Source organism: Bradyrhizobium sp. MOS002 (assembly GCF_003020115.1).
Lineage (GTDB): Bacteria > Pseudomonadota > Alphaproteobacteria > Rhizobiales > Xanthobacteraceae > Bradyrhizobium.
In genome coordinates, this window is sequence record NZ_PYFX01000003.1 from 721960 (window position 1) to 736489 (window position 14530).

Consider the following 14530-nt stretch of genomic DNA (forward strand, 5'->3'; position numbering starts at 1 on the left):
CGAGTCACAAGAACACTAGCAAGGAAGGAAACACAGGGATGGCCCGCCTGCCCTATCTCGAGGCCGACCAGGTCGCGCCCGAATATCGCGACATGCTCAAGCGCAACACCAATCTGCACAAGCTGCTGGTCAATTCGCCGGAGATGGCGCGCGCCTTCAACGGCATCGGCGGCTACATCCGCTTCAAGAGCAAGCTCGACCCGCGCCTGCGGGAGCTCGCGATCCTCCAGGTCGGCTGGATGGAGAAATCGGAATACGAATTCACTCACCATGTGAAGATCGGCAAGGAGTTCGGCGTCACCGATGATGATATCGCCGGCCTGATGGCCGAGACCGACGGCAAGCCCTCGACGCTGGAGCCACAGGCGAAGGCGATCCTGAAAGGTGCCCGCGAGATGGTACGCGAGCTCGCGATGTCGGATGCAACCTTTGCAGAGATCAAGCAGCATCTGTCGGACGAGCACATGGTCGACCTCGTGCTGACCATCGCCTTCTATTGCGGCGTGGTGCGCGTGCTCGCCACCATGAAGATCGACAACGAGCCCTACTACAAAGAGGTACTCCAGCAGTACCCGATCCCGGGAGTGAACTGACATGCGCTTGAAGGACAAGATTGCGATCGTGGTCGGGGCCGGGCAAAGCCCCGGCGAAGGCATGGGCAACGGCCGCGCCACCGCGCTGACCTTCGCGCGCGAGGGCGCCAAGGTGCTTTGCGTCGATCATCATCTGGAATCGGCGCAGGAAACCGCCGCCATGATCGCGGCGAAGCATGGCACTGCCGCGGCGTTCAGGGCCGACGTGACCAAGATCGCCGACATCAAGGCCATGGTCGCGGAGGCGCAGACGCGCTGGGGCCGGATCGACGTGCTGCACAACAATGTCGGCGTCAGCCTGTCCGGCGGCGACGCCGAGCTGCTGCAAATCACCGAAGAGGCGTTCGACCGCGTCGTCGCCATCAATCTGAAGAGCTGCATCCTGGCGGCGAAGGAAGTCATCCCGATCATGCGTGCGCAGAACAGCGGCGTGATCATCAACATCTCCTCGATGGCGGCGATCACCACCTACCCCTACGTCGCCTACAAGGCGACGAAGTCGGCGATGATCGCATTCACCGAGCAGCTCGCCTACCAGAACGCCGAATACGGCATCCGCGCAAACGTCATCCTGCCGGGCCTGATGAACACACCGATGGCCGTCGATACCCGCGCCCGCGAATGGCACAAGACCCGCGCCGAAGTCGAAGCCGAACGCGACAGCAAGGTGCCGCTGCGCAAGAAGATGGGTACGGGGTGGGACGTCGCGAATGCCGCACTGTTCCTGGCGTCGGACGAGGCGAATTTCATCACGGGTGTGACGCTGCCGGTGGATGGCGGAGCGAGTGTTAGACGGGGGTGAGCGACGCGAGCCTAGTTGCTTCTTTCCTTCTCCTCTTGCGGGAGAAGGTGGCGCGAAGCGCCGGATGAGGGGTTGCATCCACGAACTAAACTGGCGAAGCGACTCGCCGATAGAACCCCCTCACCCGTCTCGCCGCTGCGCGCCGAGCCACCCTCTCACGCAAGGGGCGAGGGTACACTTCATCGCGGCACGCTTGTCACCCGCCAGATCGTGCCGTTGCCATCCTCCGACACCAGCAGCGAGCCATCCTTCGCCACGGCAACTCCGACCGGCCGCCCCCACACCTCGGTATCGCTCACCACGAACCCGGTGACGAAATCCTCGTACTCGCCCGTGGGCTTGCCGTCCTTCATCCGGATGCGGATCACCTTGTAGCCGGTGCGCTTCGACCTGTTCCAGGAGCCGTGCTCGGCCGCGAAAGCATCGCCCTGGTATTCGGATGGAAACTGCGTGCCCTGATAAAAGGTCATGCCGAGCGAGGCGGAGTGCGGCTGCACCAGCACATCGGGGACCGTCACCTTGTCCTTGAGGTCCGGCCGCGCGCCGACGTGGCGCGGGTCTTCGTTGCCGCCGATATAGAACCACGGCCAGCCGTAGAACGCGCCTTCCCTCACGCTGGTGACGTAATCAGGCACGAGATCGTCGCCGAGCCCGTCGCGTTCGTTGGTCGAGCACCAGGGCAGCCCGGTCTGCGGTTGGACCGCGAGTCCGACGCAGTTGCGGATTCCGGTGGCGTAGATCTTCCGCTCCTTGCCATCAGGATTGAAGGCGAGCACGGTGGCGCGTTCGGTCTCGCTGGCCCAGGCCGCACCGAGCGGTTGCGCTTTCGACCAGGCCTCCAACCCGCCCGGCGGCGTGCCCATGCCCTCGGCGACGTTGCTGAGCGAGCCGACCGACACCAGCATGCGCTTGTTATCAGGCGTGAAGACGATGTCGCGGGTGGAATGGCCGCCGTCATGCGGCAGGCTCGCCACGACCGTCTCCGCCTTGCCGCGCGCCTTGAGATCGCCGGCCTGATAGGGAAAGCGGACGACGCTGTCGGTGTTGGCGACGTAGACCCATTGCGGATTGTCGCCGTTCGGGAAGAAGGCGATACCGAACGGCTGCCTCAGTCCGGCAGCGAACACCTCGTTGGTCGCGGCCTTGCCGCCTTCGCCGGCGCGCAACACGCGGATGTTGCCCGCGCGCGTCTCCGCGACGAAGACATCGCCGTTCGGCGCCACGCGGACGATGCGCGGGGCGCGCAGCCCCTCGGCGAACAGCTCGATCTTGAAGCCGGCTGGGACCTGAAGCACGGCCTCCGGCGGGCGCGGCACCACCCGCGACGAACTCGCAACCGACCGTGTCGCGCCGGGCCGGACCAGATCCTGCGGCCGGATCAACCTGACCGTGCCGGGCTTGTCGGCCTGCCAATCGCCGTAGGCATCCCTGCCCTGCAGCACCGCCTCCGCCTGTGCGCAGGTCGCGACCGCGACCAGCCACCCCGCGGACATCGCAACCAACGAAATCCTGTTCCTCACGTCGTTTCCTCCCGGCCTTCACGTCTGGCGCATCAACGCCGATCGACGCGCAAACGTTCTGCGACAGGTCAAATGCCTGCCGAATCCCACGTCAGCTCATGCCCGCACGATGTGCACCAGCCGCAGCCCATCGTACTGGAAAATGCGGCTGATCGGTGCGACACATTGTGAGGGCGGGGCGGCCGGTTGCGGTCATCAAGCTGCGGCATTGGTGTCGCATCTGTTGGGATGATCATGTGGGGATCCATCATATCGGAATGGGCGAGCCTGCTGCTCCGCTGGCTGCATGTGGTGGCGGCGATCGCCTGGATCGGCAGTTCCTTCTATTTCATCGCCCTCGACCTCAGCCTCAGGCCCAAAACCGACTCTCCTGAGAGCGATCTGCCGGACGGCGTGCAGGGCGAGGCCTGGCAGGTCCATGGCGGCGGCTTCTACCGGATCATGAAATATCTGGTCGCGCCCGCCCAGATGCCGGACGAGCTGACCTGGTTCAAATGGGAGGCCTACACCACCTGGCTGTCCGGCTTCGCGCTGATGGTGGTGGTGTATTATCTCGAGGCCGATTTGTTCCTGGTCGACAGGTCGATCCTCGACCTCACGCCATTCCAGGCCGGCCTGTTCAGCTTCTGCAGCCTCGCGCTGGCATGGCTGCTTTATGAAGCGGCTTGCCGTACGGGGCTCGCGCAGCGCGAGCTGCCCTTCGCCATCGGCGGATATCTGTTCCTGGTCGCGTTGACCTATGCTTTCACCCACGTGCTGAGCGGGCGCGGCGCCTTCAACCAGATCGGGGCGATCATCGGCACCATCATGGTTGCCAACGTCTTCGCGCTGATCATCCCGAACCAGAAGAAGATCACAGCCAGCCTGATCGCGGGACAGGCGCCCGATCCAAAGCTCGGCAAGTCCAGCAAGGAGCGCTCGGTCCACAACAACTATCTGACGCTCCCCGTGGTCGTGCTGATGATCAGCAACCACTATCCCCTGCTCTACGGCACCCGCTTCAACTGGATCATCGTCGCGATCATCCTGGCGCTGGGTCCCGTGATCCGCCATTTCTTCAACGAGGGACATGCGGGGCGCAAATCGCCGTGGTGGGTGTGGGGCGTCGCGGCGGCTGGCGTGATCGCGATTCTCTTCCTCTCCGCCGCCGGCCCGCGCGAGGTCAAGACCGGCGCACTGTCGGCGCAGCCGACGCTTGCCAATGTCGAGGAGATCGTGATGTCCCGCTGCAGCATGTGCCACGCCGCCGAGCCGGTCTGGGCCGGCATCGTGACCGCGCCGAAGGGCATATTGCTCGACGCGCCCGAGCACATCCATCGCAACATCCGCCTGATCGGCCGCGTCGCCGCCTGGTCCAATGCGATGCCGCCGGGCAACATCACCGAAATGACCAGCGAGGAGCGCGCCATCCTCGCCGCCTATATCGAGCAGGCGCGCTGACGCCATCACGCGTCGATATCGGCTTTCGCGGAACGAAATTTCCGCATGTCCCGCCGATTTGAAAATGACTTGAACGCTTATCCGGCGTAGAGAGAAGCAGTGGCCCGGCGCGGCCTCAAGTCAGTTTGCATTCGGGGATGAGAACAGTGGCACTCAAGAACGTCATCGGTATCGACCACGCCGTGGTCATGGTGCAGGACCTCGACAAAGCCGCCGAAAACTACCGGCAGCTCGGCTTCACCATTTCGCCGCGCGGCACCCACAGCGCGCATATGGGCACCGGCAACTACACCATCATGTTCGACCCGGACTATATGGAGCTGCTCGGCGTGCTCGCCGCGACCGAGCACAACGCGCCCGCGCGCGCCTTCCTCGACAAGCGCGGCGAGGGCATCGAGCGCATCGCCTTCACCGCCGTCGATTCCACCGCCGGCGCGGAGGAAATCCGCGCGCGCGGCCTGGAGCCGATCGGCCCGACCGATTTCGAACGGCCCGTGACGCTGCCTAACGGCACGATCTCGGCGGCGAAATTCCGCACCTTCATGTGGCCGACCGCGGAAGCGCCCGGCGGCGTGCGAATCTTTGCCTGCCAGCACAAGACGCGCGAGACGGTGTGGATTCCCGAGCTGATGAAGCATGCCAATGCAGCCAGGCGCATCAAGCAGGCATTGATCGCGACGCCCGAGCCCGCGCCGGAAGGCGCGCATCTGGGACGGCTGATCGACCGCGAGCCGAAGCCCGAGGCCGACGGCGCGGTGACCGTGCCCTCCGGCGGCGATCGTGCCGATTTCGTTTACTTGACACTGGAGCAGCTCGGCAAACGCTATCCCGGCGTGCCGCTCGCAGGTCTTTCCGAACGCGGCGGCGCGGCCCTGGTGCTGGTGAGCGGCGATCTCGCGGCCACCGAGAAGGCGCTTGGTTCGGCCGCGGTGCGCAGCGGGCCTGCGATCTGCGTGCCGCCGGCCAAGGCCAACGGCACCCTGCTCGCCTTTGTTGCCGGCTGATTTGAACCAGACCGTGCTGTCGCCCGGCGATGCCGCCGAGATCGCGATGCGCAAGGACTTTCCCAAAGTCTAATTCGAGGCGCGCCTGCCGCCGGACTTCCGCCGCTGCTCGGACGAGGAGTCCGTCGGCGCATCCAGGAAGACCACCGGCATGCCGCGCTTGACGTGCTCGCCCAGCGCGCGCACGTCCCAATTGGTCAGCCTGACGCAGCCATGCGACGCGGACTTGCTGACCTTGTCGGGCTCCGCCGTTCCGTGGATTCCGTAACCCTGTGCGGACAAGCCGATCCAGTATGCACCCACCGGATTGTTCGGGCCCGGCTGAACGTCGAACGGCTGTTTCGATTTGACGCTGCTGAACTTGTAGTCGGGGTTGTAGTGATAGACCGGATTCTCGTGGGTGCTGGTGACCTTGAGCGTACCGCTCGGCGTCGGACGATCCGGACTTCCGATTGACGCGGGATAGAATGCGATCAGGGTGCCGGCTCCGTCGAACGCCTTCAGGGTCTCGTTCTTCTTGTCGATCTCGAGGCGCGCAACGGGCGGCAGCTCCCTTCGTGCAGAGACGTTCGCAACCGTAATCGTCTCTCCGGCCTTGTCGAAGGACTTGCCGGGATTGAGCGTCCGAACCAGCTCCCCGCTCATGTGGAATTTTTCGGCGAGCCCTTCGAGCGGGCTGGTGTAGCTCAGCGCCTTCAGCGACTTCATGTCCTCGAGCTTGCCGGGCAGCTCCTTCAGAAACGGGCCCTTCACATCGGCATCCGTGATCTTGTATTCGACGAGGACAGGGCCTTCGCTCGCGGCATTCAACTTATCCCAAAGCTCCGCCGCGATCGTCTTGTCGGATGCGATACCGTTCTGCTCGGCAAATGCCTTCGACGCCTTCTGCGCGTTCTCGCCGAACTTGCCGTCGATTTCGCCAGGCGAGAACCGGGCACGGTCCAGCATGATTTGCAGCTTCACAACGGACGCGCTGATCTTGTCGGTCGCCGGCTGCTTTGCGGGGCGCGCAGCGTCGTTTACCGCTGCTGCATCGAGATTGTTCCCGAGCGCCGGAGAGATCACCGCCAGCGAAATCATCGCGCCAAGCATCCACCGCATCATCTCGCTCGTCCCAATTCACCAATCCCCCGCAAAACCGCGGAGAGTTTTGCGACGGGAACACCGTAGTAACACCGGCGGAACCGACGAGACCGCAGCTTTGCCGCAATCGCACGGTTAAGAACTCGTTATCGCCGGCACAGCCGCTGGCAGTTCATCCCACAGTTCGAGGTTGTCCACGCAATGCGATTTGTCGTCGCGGCTTGCGCCGCGTTCATGATTCTGATGTGCGACCTCGATCCGTCGGCGTCCCGCCAAACATCGGCATTCGATCACGCCGTTCTTCAAAACACCCAGGCCTCGCCACTTGTTCCGGTGGTCGAGCTGTTCCTCGCAAGCGTGCAGGCCCTCGAGCTCGCCAATGCGCGTGCGGCCTATGAGGAGACACCCGAGCCGCCGCATGCGGTCGAACCTGTCGCGCAGGCGCCGGTTTCGCCGACGGAGCGATTCTGCCACACGCTTCGTGAAGCCGCCGAGGCCAGCGGCATTCCGGTGCCGTTCTTTGCGCGTTTGATCTGGCAGGAGAGCCGCTTCAAGTCCAACGAGGTCAGCCAGGCCGGCGCGCAGGGCGTCGCACAGTTCATGCCGGAAACGGCGGCGGAGGTCGGGCTGGATGATCCGTTCGATGCGATGAAAGCGCTGCCGGCGTCGGCCAGATTCCTGCGTAAACTGCGCGACGATTTCGGCAATCTCGGGCTTGCCGCAGCCGCCTACAACGCAGGTCCCGGCCGGATCCAGAAATGGCTCGCCAAAGAGAGCGAGCTGCCGCGCGAGACACGCGACTATGTCCGCATCATCACCGGCACCAGGGCCGAGGACTGGACCGAACGTGCGGAAGCGCTCGCGATCCGGATCGACCTGCCGCGCGAAGCCCCATGCGAGGGCATCGGCAGCCTGTCCAAGACGAAGGACGTGGCCTGGGTTCCGGTGAACCTGACGCGCTCGGTCACGACCATCATTCGCAAGGCGGAGCAACTGGCGGCGCGATCGACGGCCAGCCGCGCACGCAAGCGGCTCGCGTCCCTGATCCGCAAGAGCAGCCACGGCAAGGCACGCAGCATGATCGCCGCGCGCGCGGCGGGAAAGAGCGCGAAGGCCCGCGCCATCCGCCTCGCATCCAGCGACCGCTGACCGGTCACACCGGCTTGTCTTCGTCGGTCACCGGCGACGTCAGGGCGCAGCGCTGTCGCGAGCAGATCCTGCGCCCTACTCCGCCTTGATATCCGCGGCGGCAACGACTTCGGCGAGTTCCCTGGTCTCCTTCGCGATCTTGGCGGCGTAGTCGGCCGGGCTGAGCACGGACACCACGCCTTGCGAGCCAAGCCGCTCCTGCGCTGTCGGATCGTTGGCGGCGGCGACGATCTCCCGGTGCAGCATCTCGAGCGTCGGCGCGGGCGTTGCCTTCGGCATGAAGAAGCCGACCCAGAACGAGATGTCGAAGCCGGGATAGCCGGCTTCCGCGACGGTCGGCACATCAGGCAGTGCCGGCAGCCGCTCGGCAGAGGACACCGCGAGCGCGCGCAGCTTGCCGGCCTTCACCAGCGGCACGGCGGACAAGGGATCGAACACCGCCAGGACCTCCTGCGCGAGGATGCCGACCTCGGACGCAGCACCACCGCGATAGGGCACGTGGATCATCTTGACGCCGGCCTTCTGGCTGAGCAGCTCCATGGCGAGATGGGCGAGGTTGCCGTTGCCGCCCGAGCCGTAGGCAAGCGCGCCGGGCGCAGCCTTTGCCGCAGCGACGAGATCGGCGACGGAGTTGATGTTGGCCGTCTTGGGATTCTCCGGGTTGACCACGAGCACGAGCGGCGCCGACACGACGGTGGTCAGCGGCGCGAAGTCTTTTTCCGGGTCGTAGCGGATGTCCTTGAACAGCGTCCTGTTGAGCGTGATCGTGGAGGAGTTGCAGGCCAGCATGGTGTAGCCGTCGCCTTCCGCACGCGCGACGCCTTCGGCTGCGATCATGCCGTTGGCGCCGGCGCGGTTCTCGACCACGAAGGCCTGCCCGAGCTTGTTGCTCAGCCGATCGGCGACGATGCGCGCGACGACGTCGACCGGGCCGCCCGCGCTGAAGCCGACCATGATCTTGACCGGCCGCACCGGATATTTTTGCGCGAGGGCCCCGGTCGTCGCGCACAATCCGGCGAAGATCGCCAGCAGGCGAAGCGTTCGTTGCATTCGTTCTCTCCCCAGACGGATCGCGGCGCCTTTGCATGATGCGGCGCATTCGCGGATCATGATGAGCGGCGGCGCCGGATTTCGCAATCGCGTTTGCACGCTGGCATTCCGTCGCGCGGCACGTCGGAGCCGCTTCGAAACAAAAAACGCGAAAACAACCCCATGCACAGTAGCCGGCACCTGCAAGAACAATGACTTGCACGGACAAGGATTTGCACGAACGAGGATTGCGCGCTTCGCAATGTTCGTTTGACTCGTCGGGCAAAACACCGGCAGAATGTCATCATCGCAAAAATCGCCAGCGTCCATGCCGCCCGACCACGGGGCGCCTCGCGGCGATTGCGCGTAAGCCCTTCATCGACATCTCGAAAATCCCGCAGGCGCGCAAGCCGAGCGATCGATTTCGCGAGCAATGCACCCGCGCGGGCAAAGGACACAGCACATGACGACATCTGCGAAACGCCACAGCACGCCGCCGGTTGCGGCAAACGATCGCGAGCGCCCCGCCGCGAGCCCGCGGATCAAGCTCTACAAGCGGGGGATTGCGATCCTCCATGCCGACCCGCAAGCCGGCGAGCGGCTGCTGGCCGAGGCGCTCGGCGCCGCCGACCGCGACGCGCTGCATGGTCTCCTCAAGCAATTGGTGAAGGCCAGCATGACCGGACGGAAGCCCGATGAAGCCAATCTCGCCTTCATGATCTCGCTGGTGAAGAGCATCGCGCCGAAGGATTCGATCGAGGCCATGCTCGCGGTGCAGATGGTGTCCGTTCACGCCGCGGCGATGCGCTCTGCCTGCCGCCTCGCCCTCACCGACGACGTTCCGCAGCAAGAGAGCATCACGCGCGCATTGACCCGGCTGGCTCGCACCTTCGCAAGCCAGATCGAGGCACTCAGCCGCCACCGCAACAACGGGGAGCGCGCAATCACAGTCCAAAATTTGTCGGTGCAGGACGGCGGCAGGGCGATCGTGGGCAACGTCACGCAGCACGCGAGCATGATCGTCGCGGAACCGAGCGCTGCGACAGCTGCAGGACTGGTCCCGCCCCACGAAGCCGGCGAATGCGAACAAGCCGTCTCCAGACAAGGCGCCGGCGCATGAGCGGCGATCGCATTCGCAAAACGAGCGCGATGATGACGAGCCCGCGCTGTGGCGCCGAAACGCGAAGCGGCACCACTTGCCGCGCGCCGGCCGTGCACGGCAAGGCCCGCTGCCGCATGCACGGCGGCGCACGGAGATCAGGCGCGCCGAAGGGAAATCAGAATGCGCGGACGCATGGCGCCTTCACGCAGGACGGGATCGCGGAAAGACGGGCCATTCGAGCACTGCTCGGCGAGACATGGGAACTGCTGCGAGAACTCGATTTCGGTGAGTGAGGGGGCGCAGGCGGAACCTCCTCCGTAACGAGGCGCTAGAACGCATTATAAACCACATAAAATGCTCTTAAGAGCATCTTCGGTGTAAAAAACGGCATTCGGAACTTAGACTCTCACAGAGCTGCACGGAGTAAACTCTCAAATTCTTCCGCAGACGCTTTTCGCGGAGCCGTGGCATTCGAGTGGTCGGCCAAAGCTCGGACAACTGTTTGAGGAATATGCCGAGCCTCAAAACCCATCTGGCCGAGCGTTACTGGTAGCTTTAACGATTGGACGAGATCGGACACCGCAGTGGCGAGGTTGGTTTCGCGCGAAATGCAAAATATATCGCTCAGCTTCTCGTATTTGTTCCCCACGCTTTGCGCGTTGAAGCGCAGAATGTGCGGCAGGAACACGCCGTTCAGCATACCATGATGTAGTGTCGGCGAGCGTAACGCGCCGGCGGCATGAGAAAGCGAATGCACCGCGCCGAGCCCTTTCTGAAACGTGAGCCCACCTTCGAGCGCCGCCATCATCATCTCCCAACGCGCCTCGCGGTCCACGCCATTTGTGACAGCGCGTTTGATAAAGTGCCATGCACGCTGTGCACCGTCGAGCGCGATCGCTTCCGCCGGCGGGTTGACCAATGGCGACAGAAACGTTTCGATACAGTGCGTTAGCGCGTCGATGCCAGTTGCCGCCGTCAACAAAGGCGGCAGTCCGAACGTGAGTTCAGGATCGCAGATCGCCCTTTTTGGTATCAAGTATGGGCTGATCAACGCCAGCTTCGAGCCATTGGTCAGATTGATCAAAGCACCGCGGCCGACCTCGCTGCCAGTCCCCGCAGTAGTCGGGATAGCGATCACAGGTGCGACCTTCGCAGTGATCTTGCCGACACCGCCACGGATTGCCGCGTAGTGCTCCAATGGCCCTTCGTGGGTTGCGGCCAAAGCTACGCCTTTGGCAAGGTCGATAGGCGAACCGCCGCCGAGTGCAATGACGCCGTCGCAGCCGCCGTCGCGGTAGGCGACAACGCCTTCAAGTACTGCTTCCTCCGTCGGATTCGGCGGAGTGCCGGCGAATACCGAAACGGTTATCGGATCGAGGTGAGTCAGCACCTGCGCTGCTATGCCGGCGGCCTGTATGCCGGCGTCGGTGACAACCAACGGCCGACGAATTCCGAGAGCTTCCAACTCAGTCGGCAAGCTCTTAATAGCGCCGAAATCGAATATCGTCGTCGTCAGATAGCCAATGGTCGACACGGTTGCCTCCTCCAATCGAAGACGCATTTGCTGCGCTGCCGAAATTTCTTATTCATCCGATATTTAACATCGGATGATTGCGACGGCAACAAAATCGGTGTATCGCTCTAACGTGCCAGCAGGACTTAGAGCCGCGGTCGGGGGAGTGAACAGTCGTTGAGCGCCAAGCGCATCAAATCCGCTGAGAAGCGATTGAAGCCAGGCCGCATCCACGCGGTTCTAACCACACTCGGCCGCGAAATCGCCCAAGAGATCATCCCGGCTGGCGCGGTATTGCCGCCGGAGAACGAACTCGAAGCCCGTTTCGGTGTTGGCCGCGGAGTAGTCCGTGAAGCAATCAAAATGCTTTCAGGGAAAGGGCTCGTCAGCGTACGGCCGCGCCACGGCACTCACGTGTTGCCGCGTCGCGATTGGAGCCTGCTCGATCGCGACGTCCTGAACTGGCTGGTCGGTCAGGATAAACTCGACCGCGAATTGCTGTTGGCTATTCAGGAGGTGCGCTCAATCATTGAGCCCGCTGCTGCCGCGCTGGCTGCGACGCGCGCCACCAAGCAGGACCGGCAACGCATAAATGCGGCGCTGGCGGCGATGGAAGCGTCGAATGATCAGGCTTCCGCAACGACTGCAGACAAGGCGTTTCACCTCGCCATTCTTGACGCCACGCACAATCCGGTGCTGCAGGGCTTTCGCGGAGCGATCGACACGATTCTGAGCGCGGTATTTGTAGTCGCCGTCGATAGCATCGCTGGCTGGTTCGAAGAAAATATCGCCAACCACGCTGCCGCTGCCCGCGCCATCGAAGAAGGTGATGCAAAAAGGGCTCGTGAAGCCATGGAGCAAGTCCTTGGTTACACCCACTCCAAACTGTCTAGAAAAAGTGCCGGTTCCGTTCGGCGAGCCGCGCGGCCGAGCGGCACCCGCAGCGTAAGGAAAGCGTGATGCCGCACAGGCTCTCGTCCGCACTTTGGTTCTGCGCTCCCTTTATAGTGCTTATCGTTCTATGGGCTGTTTTCATCCCGTATTTCGACGTCAATCCTCGGCTGTTTCCTCATCTCTCCTCTGTGGTCCAAGCTGGGATTGAGGGAATTCAAGATGGCACCCTGGTTCAGCACATCAGTGCGAGCCTGCTGCGCGTCGCCGTCGGCACAGTGCTCGCGCTATTGGTCGCCATTCCCTTAGGCGTCGCGATGGGCGTCAGTCCTTTTGTCTCCAATTTCCTGACACCCTTGTTCAGGTTTTTCTCGGTGCTGGCTGGCATCGCTTGGATCCCAATTGCGACGCTTTGGTTTGGTTACGGCTTCGGCGCCATCACCTTTGTCATCTTCAATGCCGTGTTTTTCATCGTGACGTACAATACTCTGCTCGGCGTATCGACCATTCCCATTCACGTCCGCAATGCGGCCGCATCGCTCGGTGCGGGGCGATGGGCGATGTTGACCGAAGTGCTCCTGCCGGGCGCGCTTCCTAACATCGTCACTGGCATACGTACCGGGTTGGGCTTTGCCTGGCGTGGGCTGATCGCAGCCGAGATGATCGCTACCAACGTTGGCCTTGGTTACATGCTGTTTGTAGCACGCGACTTCTATCGGACTGAAGTGATCGTGCTTGGCATGATTGTAATTGGCGTGCTTTGGCTATTACTCGACCGGCTGGTTTTGGCCCCAATCGAGCGCGCCACTATTGAACGCTGGGGCATGGTGCGGCGCGCATGAAGCAGTTCCTTCTCAAGTTTTGGGGCCACTGCGTGCGCCTGACGGCGCGCTGGCCGTCGATCGGCTCCATCGCGCCTTTCATTCCGGTGATCGCGGCCTGGTGGATTGTCACAGAGTTGCAAATATTTCCCCGCGTGTTCCTGCCGGGACCAATGGAGGTAGTGCGCTCGTTCGGATCGCTCGTTTATACGGGGATCCTGCCGGCGTACCTGCAGGACAGCATAGTGCGCTTGGCCGTTGGTACGTTCTGGGGCATCGCCCTCGGCATTCCCCTCGGTATCCTGCTGGGCCTTAGCCAGCGAGCGCGCACGGCGCTGTGGCCGCTGCTACTGTTTTTTCAGGCCATTGGCGATATTGCATGGCTGCCGATCCTGGTGATCTGGTTCGGCTATGGCCTCACGACCATAACCGTAGTCATCGTCTACACGGTAATCTTCCCAGTGGTTTTGAACACGGTGCTGGGTGTGCGCTCGACCCCCATCACGTTGCATCGCGCTGCCCAAAGTCTTGGCGCCTCGCGCATTCGCATATTGTGGGAGGTGGTGTTGCCGGGAGCGCTGCCCAACATCGTAACCGGCCTGCGCAACGGACTCAGCTATGGCTGGCGCGCTCTGATTGCAACCGAAATCATCGTCGGCACCAGCGGTATCGGATTTCTCATGTTCGACGCGCGCCGATCCGGGTCGGTCGTCGAGATCCTGCTCGGCATGATCATCCTGGGAATTCTCTGGTACATCGTCGATAGCTGGATACTGGCACCGATCGAGCGGGCTACAGGACAGCGGTGGGGGTTGGTGACGCGATGAAGGATCTGACTATTCGCAATCTGTCGAAGACGTATTTCGACCCCTATGCCGGCACCAACGTCACCGCAGTGCATGATGTGTCATTGAAGGTGGAACAAGGAGAGTTCGTCTGCATCGTCGGGCCTTCGGGCTGCGGTAAGACGACGATCCTCAACATGATCGCGGGCTTCATTCCGCACACAGGCGGCGAGATCCTGGTTGGCGGCCGTCCGGTTAAGGGGCCGGGCGCCGACCGCGGCGTGGTTTTCCAATCTTTTGCCCTGTTCCCGTGGCGAACCGTGCTCGAGAATGTCGCCTTCGGTCCGAAGATGCGCGGCGTCCGCAAGGTCGAGCGCGAGAAGATCGCGCATGAATATCTGGCGCTCGTAAAGCTGACCGAGGCGGCCGGACGTTATCCCGCCGAATTGTCGGGCGGAATGCAGCAGCGTGTCGGCGTGGTGCGTGCGCTGGCGAACGAGCCCGACGTGCTGCTGATGGATGAGCCGTTCGCGAGCGTCGACGCCCAGACCCGAATGACGCTCCAGGAAGAACTGACGCGGATCTGGCAGGAGAAGCGGCCGACGGTCATCTTCATCACGCATGACGTCGCTGAAGCCGTTTTTCTCGGCAACCGGGTGATCGCGCTGTCGAAGGGCCGTGTGCTGGAGGAAATTTCCGTGGACTTGCCACGGCCGCGATCATGGGACGCGCTCAACGATGATGCGCGGTTCAAGGAATTGTCGGGACGCGTTCTTCAACTCGTACGATCGGCCTGAG

The 14530-nt window shown here is 63.0% G+C and carries 15 protein-coding genes; 11 read left to right on the top strand and 4 right to left on the bottom strand.

What is annotated here, in order from left to right; genetic code table 11:
* The first annotated feature begins 38 nt into the window (after positions 1–38).
* Together C7G41_RS12105 and C7G41_RS12110 are read left to right on the top strand one after the other, a co-directional pair.
* Positions 39–593 carry a carboxymuconolactone decarboxylase family protein gene (locus C7G41_RS12105; RefSeq protein WP_106942944.1) on the top strand — a complete coding sequence of 185 codons (555 nt, stop codon included), beginning with the start codon at positions 39–41 and terminating at the stop codon, positions 591–593.
* Position 594: 1 nt separating this feature from the next.
* The gene (locus tag C7G41_RS12110) at positions 595–1395 is read left to right on the top strand and encodes an SDR family NAD(P)-dependent oxidoreductase (protein WP_106942761.1); all 801 of its coding nucleotides are present in this window, start codon (positions 595–597) and stop codon (positions 1393–1395) included.
* 179 nt (positions 1396–1574) lie between these two features.
* Here the strand turns inward: C7G41_RS12110 and C7G41_RS12115 are convergent, their stop codons facing one another.
* A complete protein-coding gene (locus C7G41_RS12115; RefSeq protein WP_106942762.1) occupies positions 1575–2915 on the bottom strand; it encodes a sorbosone dehydrogenase family protein in 1341 nt (446 codons plus the stop codon).
* Positions 2916–3149: 234 nt separating this feature from the next.
* On the opposite strand from C7G41_RS12115, the gene C7G41_RS12120 reads away from it, so the two are divergent.
* Together C7G41_RS12120 and C7G41_RS12125 are read left to right on the top strand one after the other, a co-directional pair.
* Entirely contained in the window at positions 3150–4355 is a 1206-nt protein-coding gene (locus tag C7G41_RS12120; RefSeq protein ID WP_106942945.1) for a urate hydroxylase PuuD, read from the top strand.
* Between the two features lie 146 nt (positions 4356–4501).
* Positions 4502–5359 (top strand): VOC family protein, encoded by an 858-nt coding sequence (locus C7G41_RS12125; protein WP_106942763.1) that lies wholly within the window; start codon positions 4502–4504, stop codon positions 5357–5359.
* A 69-nt stretch (positions 5360–5428) separates the two neighbouring features.
* Here the strand turns inward: C7G41_RS12125 and C7G41_RS12130 are convergent, their stop codons facing one another.
* Positions 5429–6463 carry a L,D-transpeptidase gene (locus C7G41_RS12130; protein ID WP_106942764.1) on the bottom strand — a complete coding sequence of 345 codons (1035 nt, stop codon included), beginning with the start codon at positions 6461–6463 and terminating at the stop codon, positions 5429–5431.
* Between the two features lie 180 nt (positions 6464–6643).
* Here C7G41_RS12130 and C7G41_RS12135 point away from each other — a divergent pair, with 180 nt between their 5' ends.
* Entirely contained in the window at positions 6644–7591 is a 948-nt protein-coding gene (locus C7G41_RS12135; protein ID WP_106942765.1) for a lytic transglycosylase domain-containing protein, read from the top strand.
* Positions 7592–7666: 75 nt separating this feature from the next.
* Here C7G41_RS12135 and C7G41_RS12140 read toward each other — a convergent pair whose 3' ends face one another.
* On the bottom strand, positions 7667–8641 hold the full coding sequence (locus tag C7G41_RS12140; protein ID WP_106942766.1) for a tripartite tricarboxylate transporter substrate binding protein: 975 nt from the start codon (positions 8639–8641) through the stop codon (positions 7667–7669).
* 442 nt (positions 8642–9083) lie between these two features.
* Between C7G41_RS12140 and C7G41_RS12145 the strand changes: the two genes are divergently transcribed.
* Both C7G41_RS12145 and C7G41_RS12150 read left to right on the top strand, forming a co-directional pair.
* Entirely contained in the window at positions 9084–9740 is a 657-nt protein-coding gene (locus tag C7G41_RS12145; RefSeq protein ID WP_106942767.1) for a hypothetical protein, read from the top strand.
* A complete protein-coding gene (locus C7G41_RS12150) occupies positions 9737–10015 on the top strand; it encodes an HGGxSTG domain-containing protein (protein WP_106942768.1) in 279 nt (92 codons plus the stop codon). The genes C7G41_RS12145 and C7G41_RS12150 overlap by 4 nt, the downstream gene beginning before the upstream one ends.
* A 113-nt stretch (positions 10016–10128) precedes the next feature.
* On the opposite strand, the gene C7G41_RS12155 is transcribed toward C7G41_RS12150, so the two are convergent.
* Positions 10129–11256 (bottom strand): iron-containing alcohol dehydrogenase, encoded by a 1128-nt coding sequence (locus tag C7G41_RS12155; RefSeq protein ID WP_199198323.1) that lies wholly within the window; start codon positions 11254–11256, stop codon positions 10129–10131.
* Positions 11257–11412: 156 nt separating this feature from the next.
* Between C7G41_RS12155 and C7G41_RS12160 the strand changes: the two genes are divergently transcribed.
* The 4 genes from C7G41_RS12160 to C7G41_RS12175 are packed head-to-tail and all read left to right on the top strand — an operon-like array spanning position 11413 to position 14529.
* Positions 11413–12195, top strand: a complete 783-nt coding sequence (locus C7G41_RS12160; RefSeq protein WP_106942770.1) for a FadR/GntR family transcriptional regulator — start codon at positions 11413–11415, stop codon at positions 12193–12195.
* The gene (locus tag C7G41_RS12165; protein WP_199198324.1) at positions 12195–12968 is read left to right on the top strand and encodes an ABC transporter permease; all 774 of its coding nucleotides are present in this window, start codon (positions 12195–12197) and stop codon (positions 12966–12968) included. Before C7G41_RS12160 ends, C7G41_RS12165 begins: the two co-directional genes overlap by 1 nt.
* Positions 12965–13774 (top strand): ABC transporter permease, encoded by an 810-nt coding sequence (locus C7G41_RS12170; protein WP_106942772.1) that lies wholly within the window; start codon positions 12965–12967, stop codon positions 13772–13774. The genes C7G41_RS12165 and C7G41_RS12170 overlap by 4 nt, the downstream gene beginning before the upstream one ends.
* Positions 13771–14529 carry an ABC transporter ATP-binding protein gene (locus tag C7G41_RS12175; RefSeq protein WP_106942773.1) on the top strand — a complete coding sequence of 253 codons (759 nt, stop codon included), beginning with the start codon at positions 13771–13773 and terminating at the stop codon, positions 14527–14529. The genes C7G41_RS12170 and C7G41_RS12175 overlap by 4 nt, the downstream gene beginning before the upstream one ends.
* The last annotated feature ends 1 nt before the right edge of the window (position 14530 follow it).

Bases quoted from the DNA above. Each gene is read 5' to 3' on its own strand.
- C7G41_RS12105 (WP_106942944.1), top strand. From the start codon at position 39: ATGGCCCGCCTGCCCTATCTCGAGGCCGACCAGGTCGCGCCCGAATAT.
- C7G41_RS12110 (WP_106942761.1), top strand. From the start codon at position 595: ATGCGCTTGAAGGACAAGATTGCGATCGTGGTCGGGGCCGGGCAAAGC.
- C7G41_RS12120 (WP_106942945.1), top strand. From the start codon at position 3,150: ATGTGGGGATCCATCATATCGGAATGGGCGAGCCTGCTGCTCCGCTGG.
- C7G41_RS12130 (WP_106942764.1), bottom strand. From the start codon at position 6,463: ATGATGCGGTGGATGCTTGGCGCGATGATTTCGCTGGCGGTGATCTCT.
- C7G41_RS12135 (WP_106942765.1), top strand. From the start codon at position 6,644: ATGCGATTTGTCGTCGCGGCTTGCGCCGCGTTCATGATTCTGATGTGC.
- C7G41_RS12140 (WP_106942766.1), bottom strand. From the start codon at position 8,641: ATGCAACGAACGCTTCGCCTGCTGGCGATCTTCGCCGGATTGTGCGCG.
- C7G41_RS12145 (WP_106942767.1), top strand. From the start codon at position 9,084: ATGACGACATCTGCGAAACGCCACAGCACGCCGCCGGTTGCGGCAAAC.
- C7G41_RS12150 (WP_106942768.1), top strand. From the start codon at position 9,737: ATGAGCGGCGATCGCATTCGCAAAACGAGCGCGATGATGACGAGCCCG.
- C7G41_RS12165 (WP_199198324.1), top strand. From the start codon at position 12,195: ATGCCGCACAGGCTCTCGTCCGCACTTTGGTTCTGCGCTCCCTTTATA.
- C7G41_RS12170 (WP_106942772.1), top strand. From the start codon at position 12,965: ATGAAGCAGTTCCTTCTCAAGTTTTGGGGCCACTGCGTGCGCCTGACG.
- C7G41_RS12175 (WP_106942773.1), top strand. From the start codon at position 13,771: ATGAAGGATCTGACTATTCGCAATCTGTCGAAGACGTATTTCGACCCC.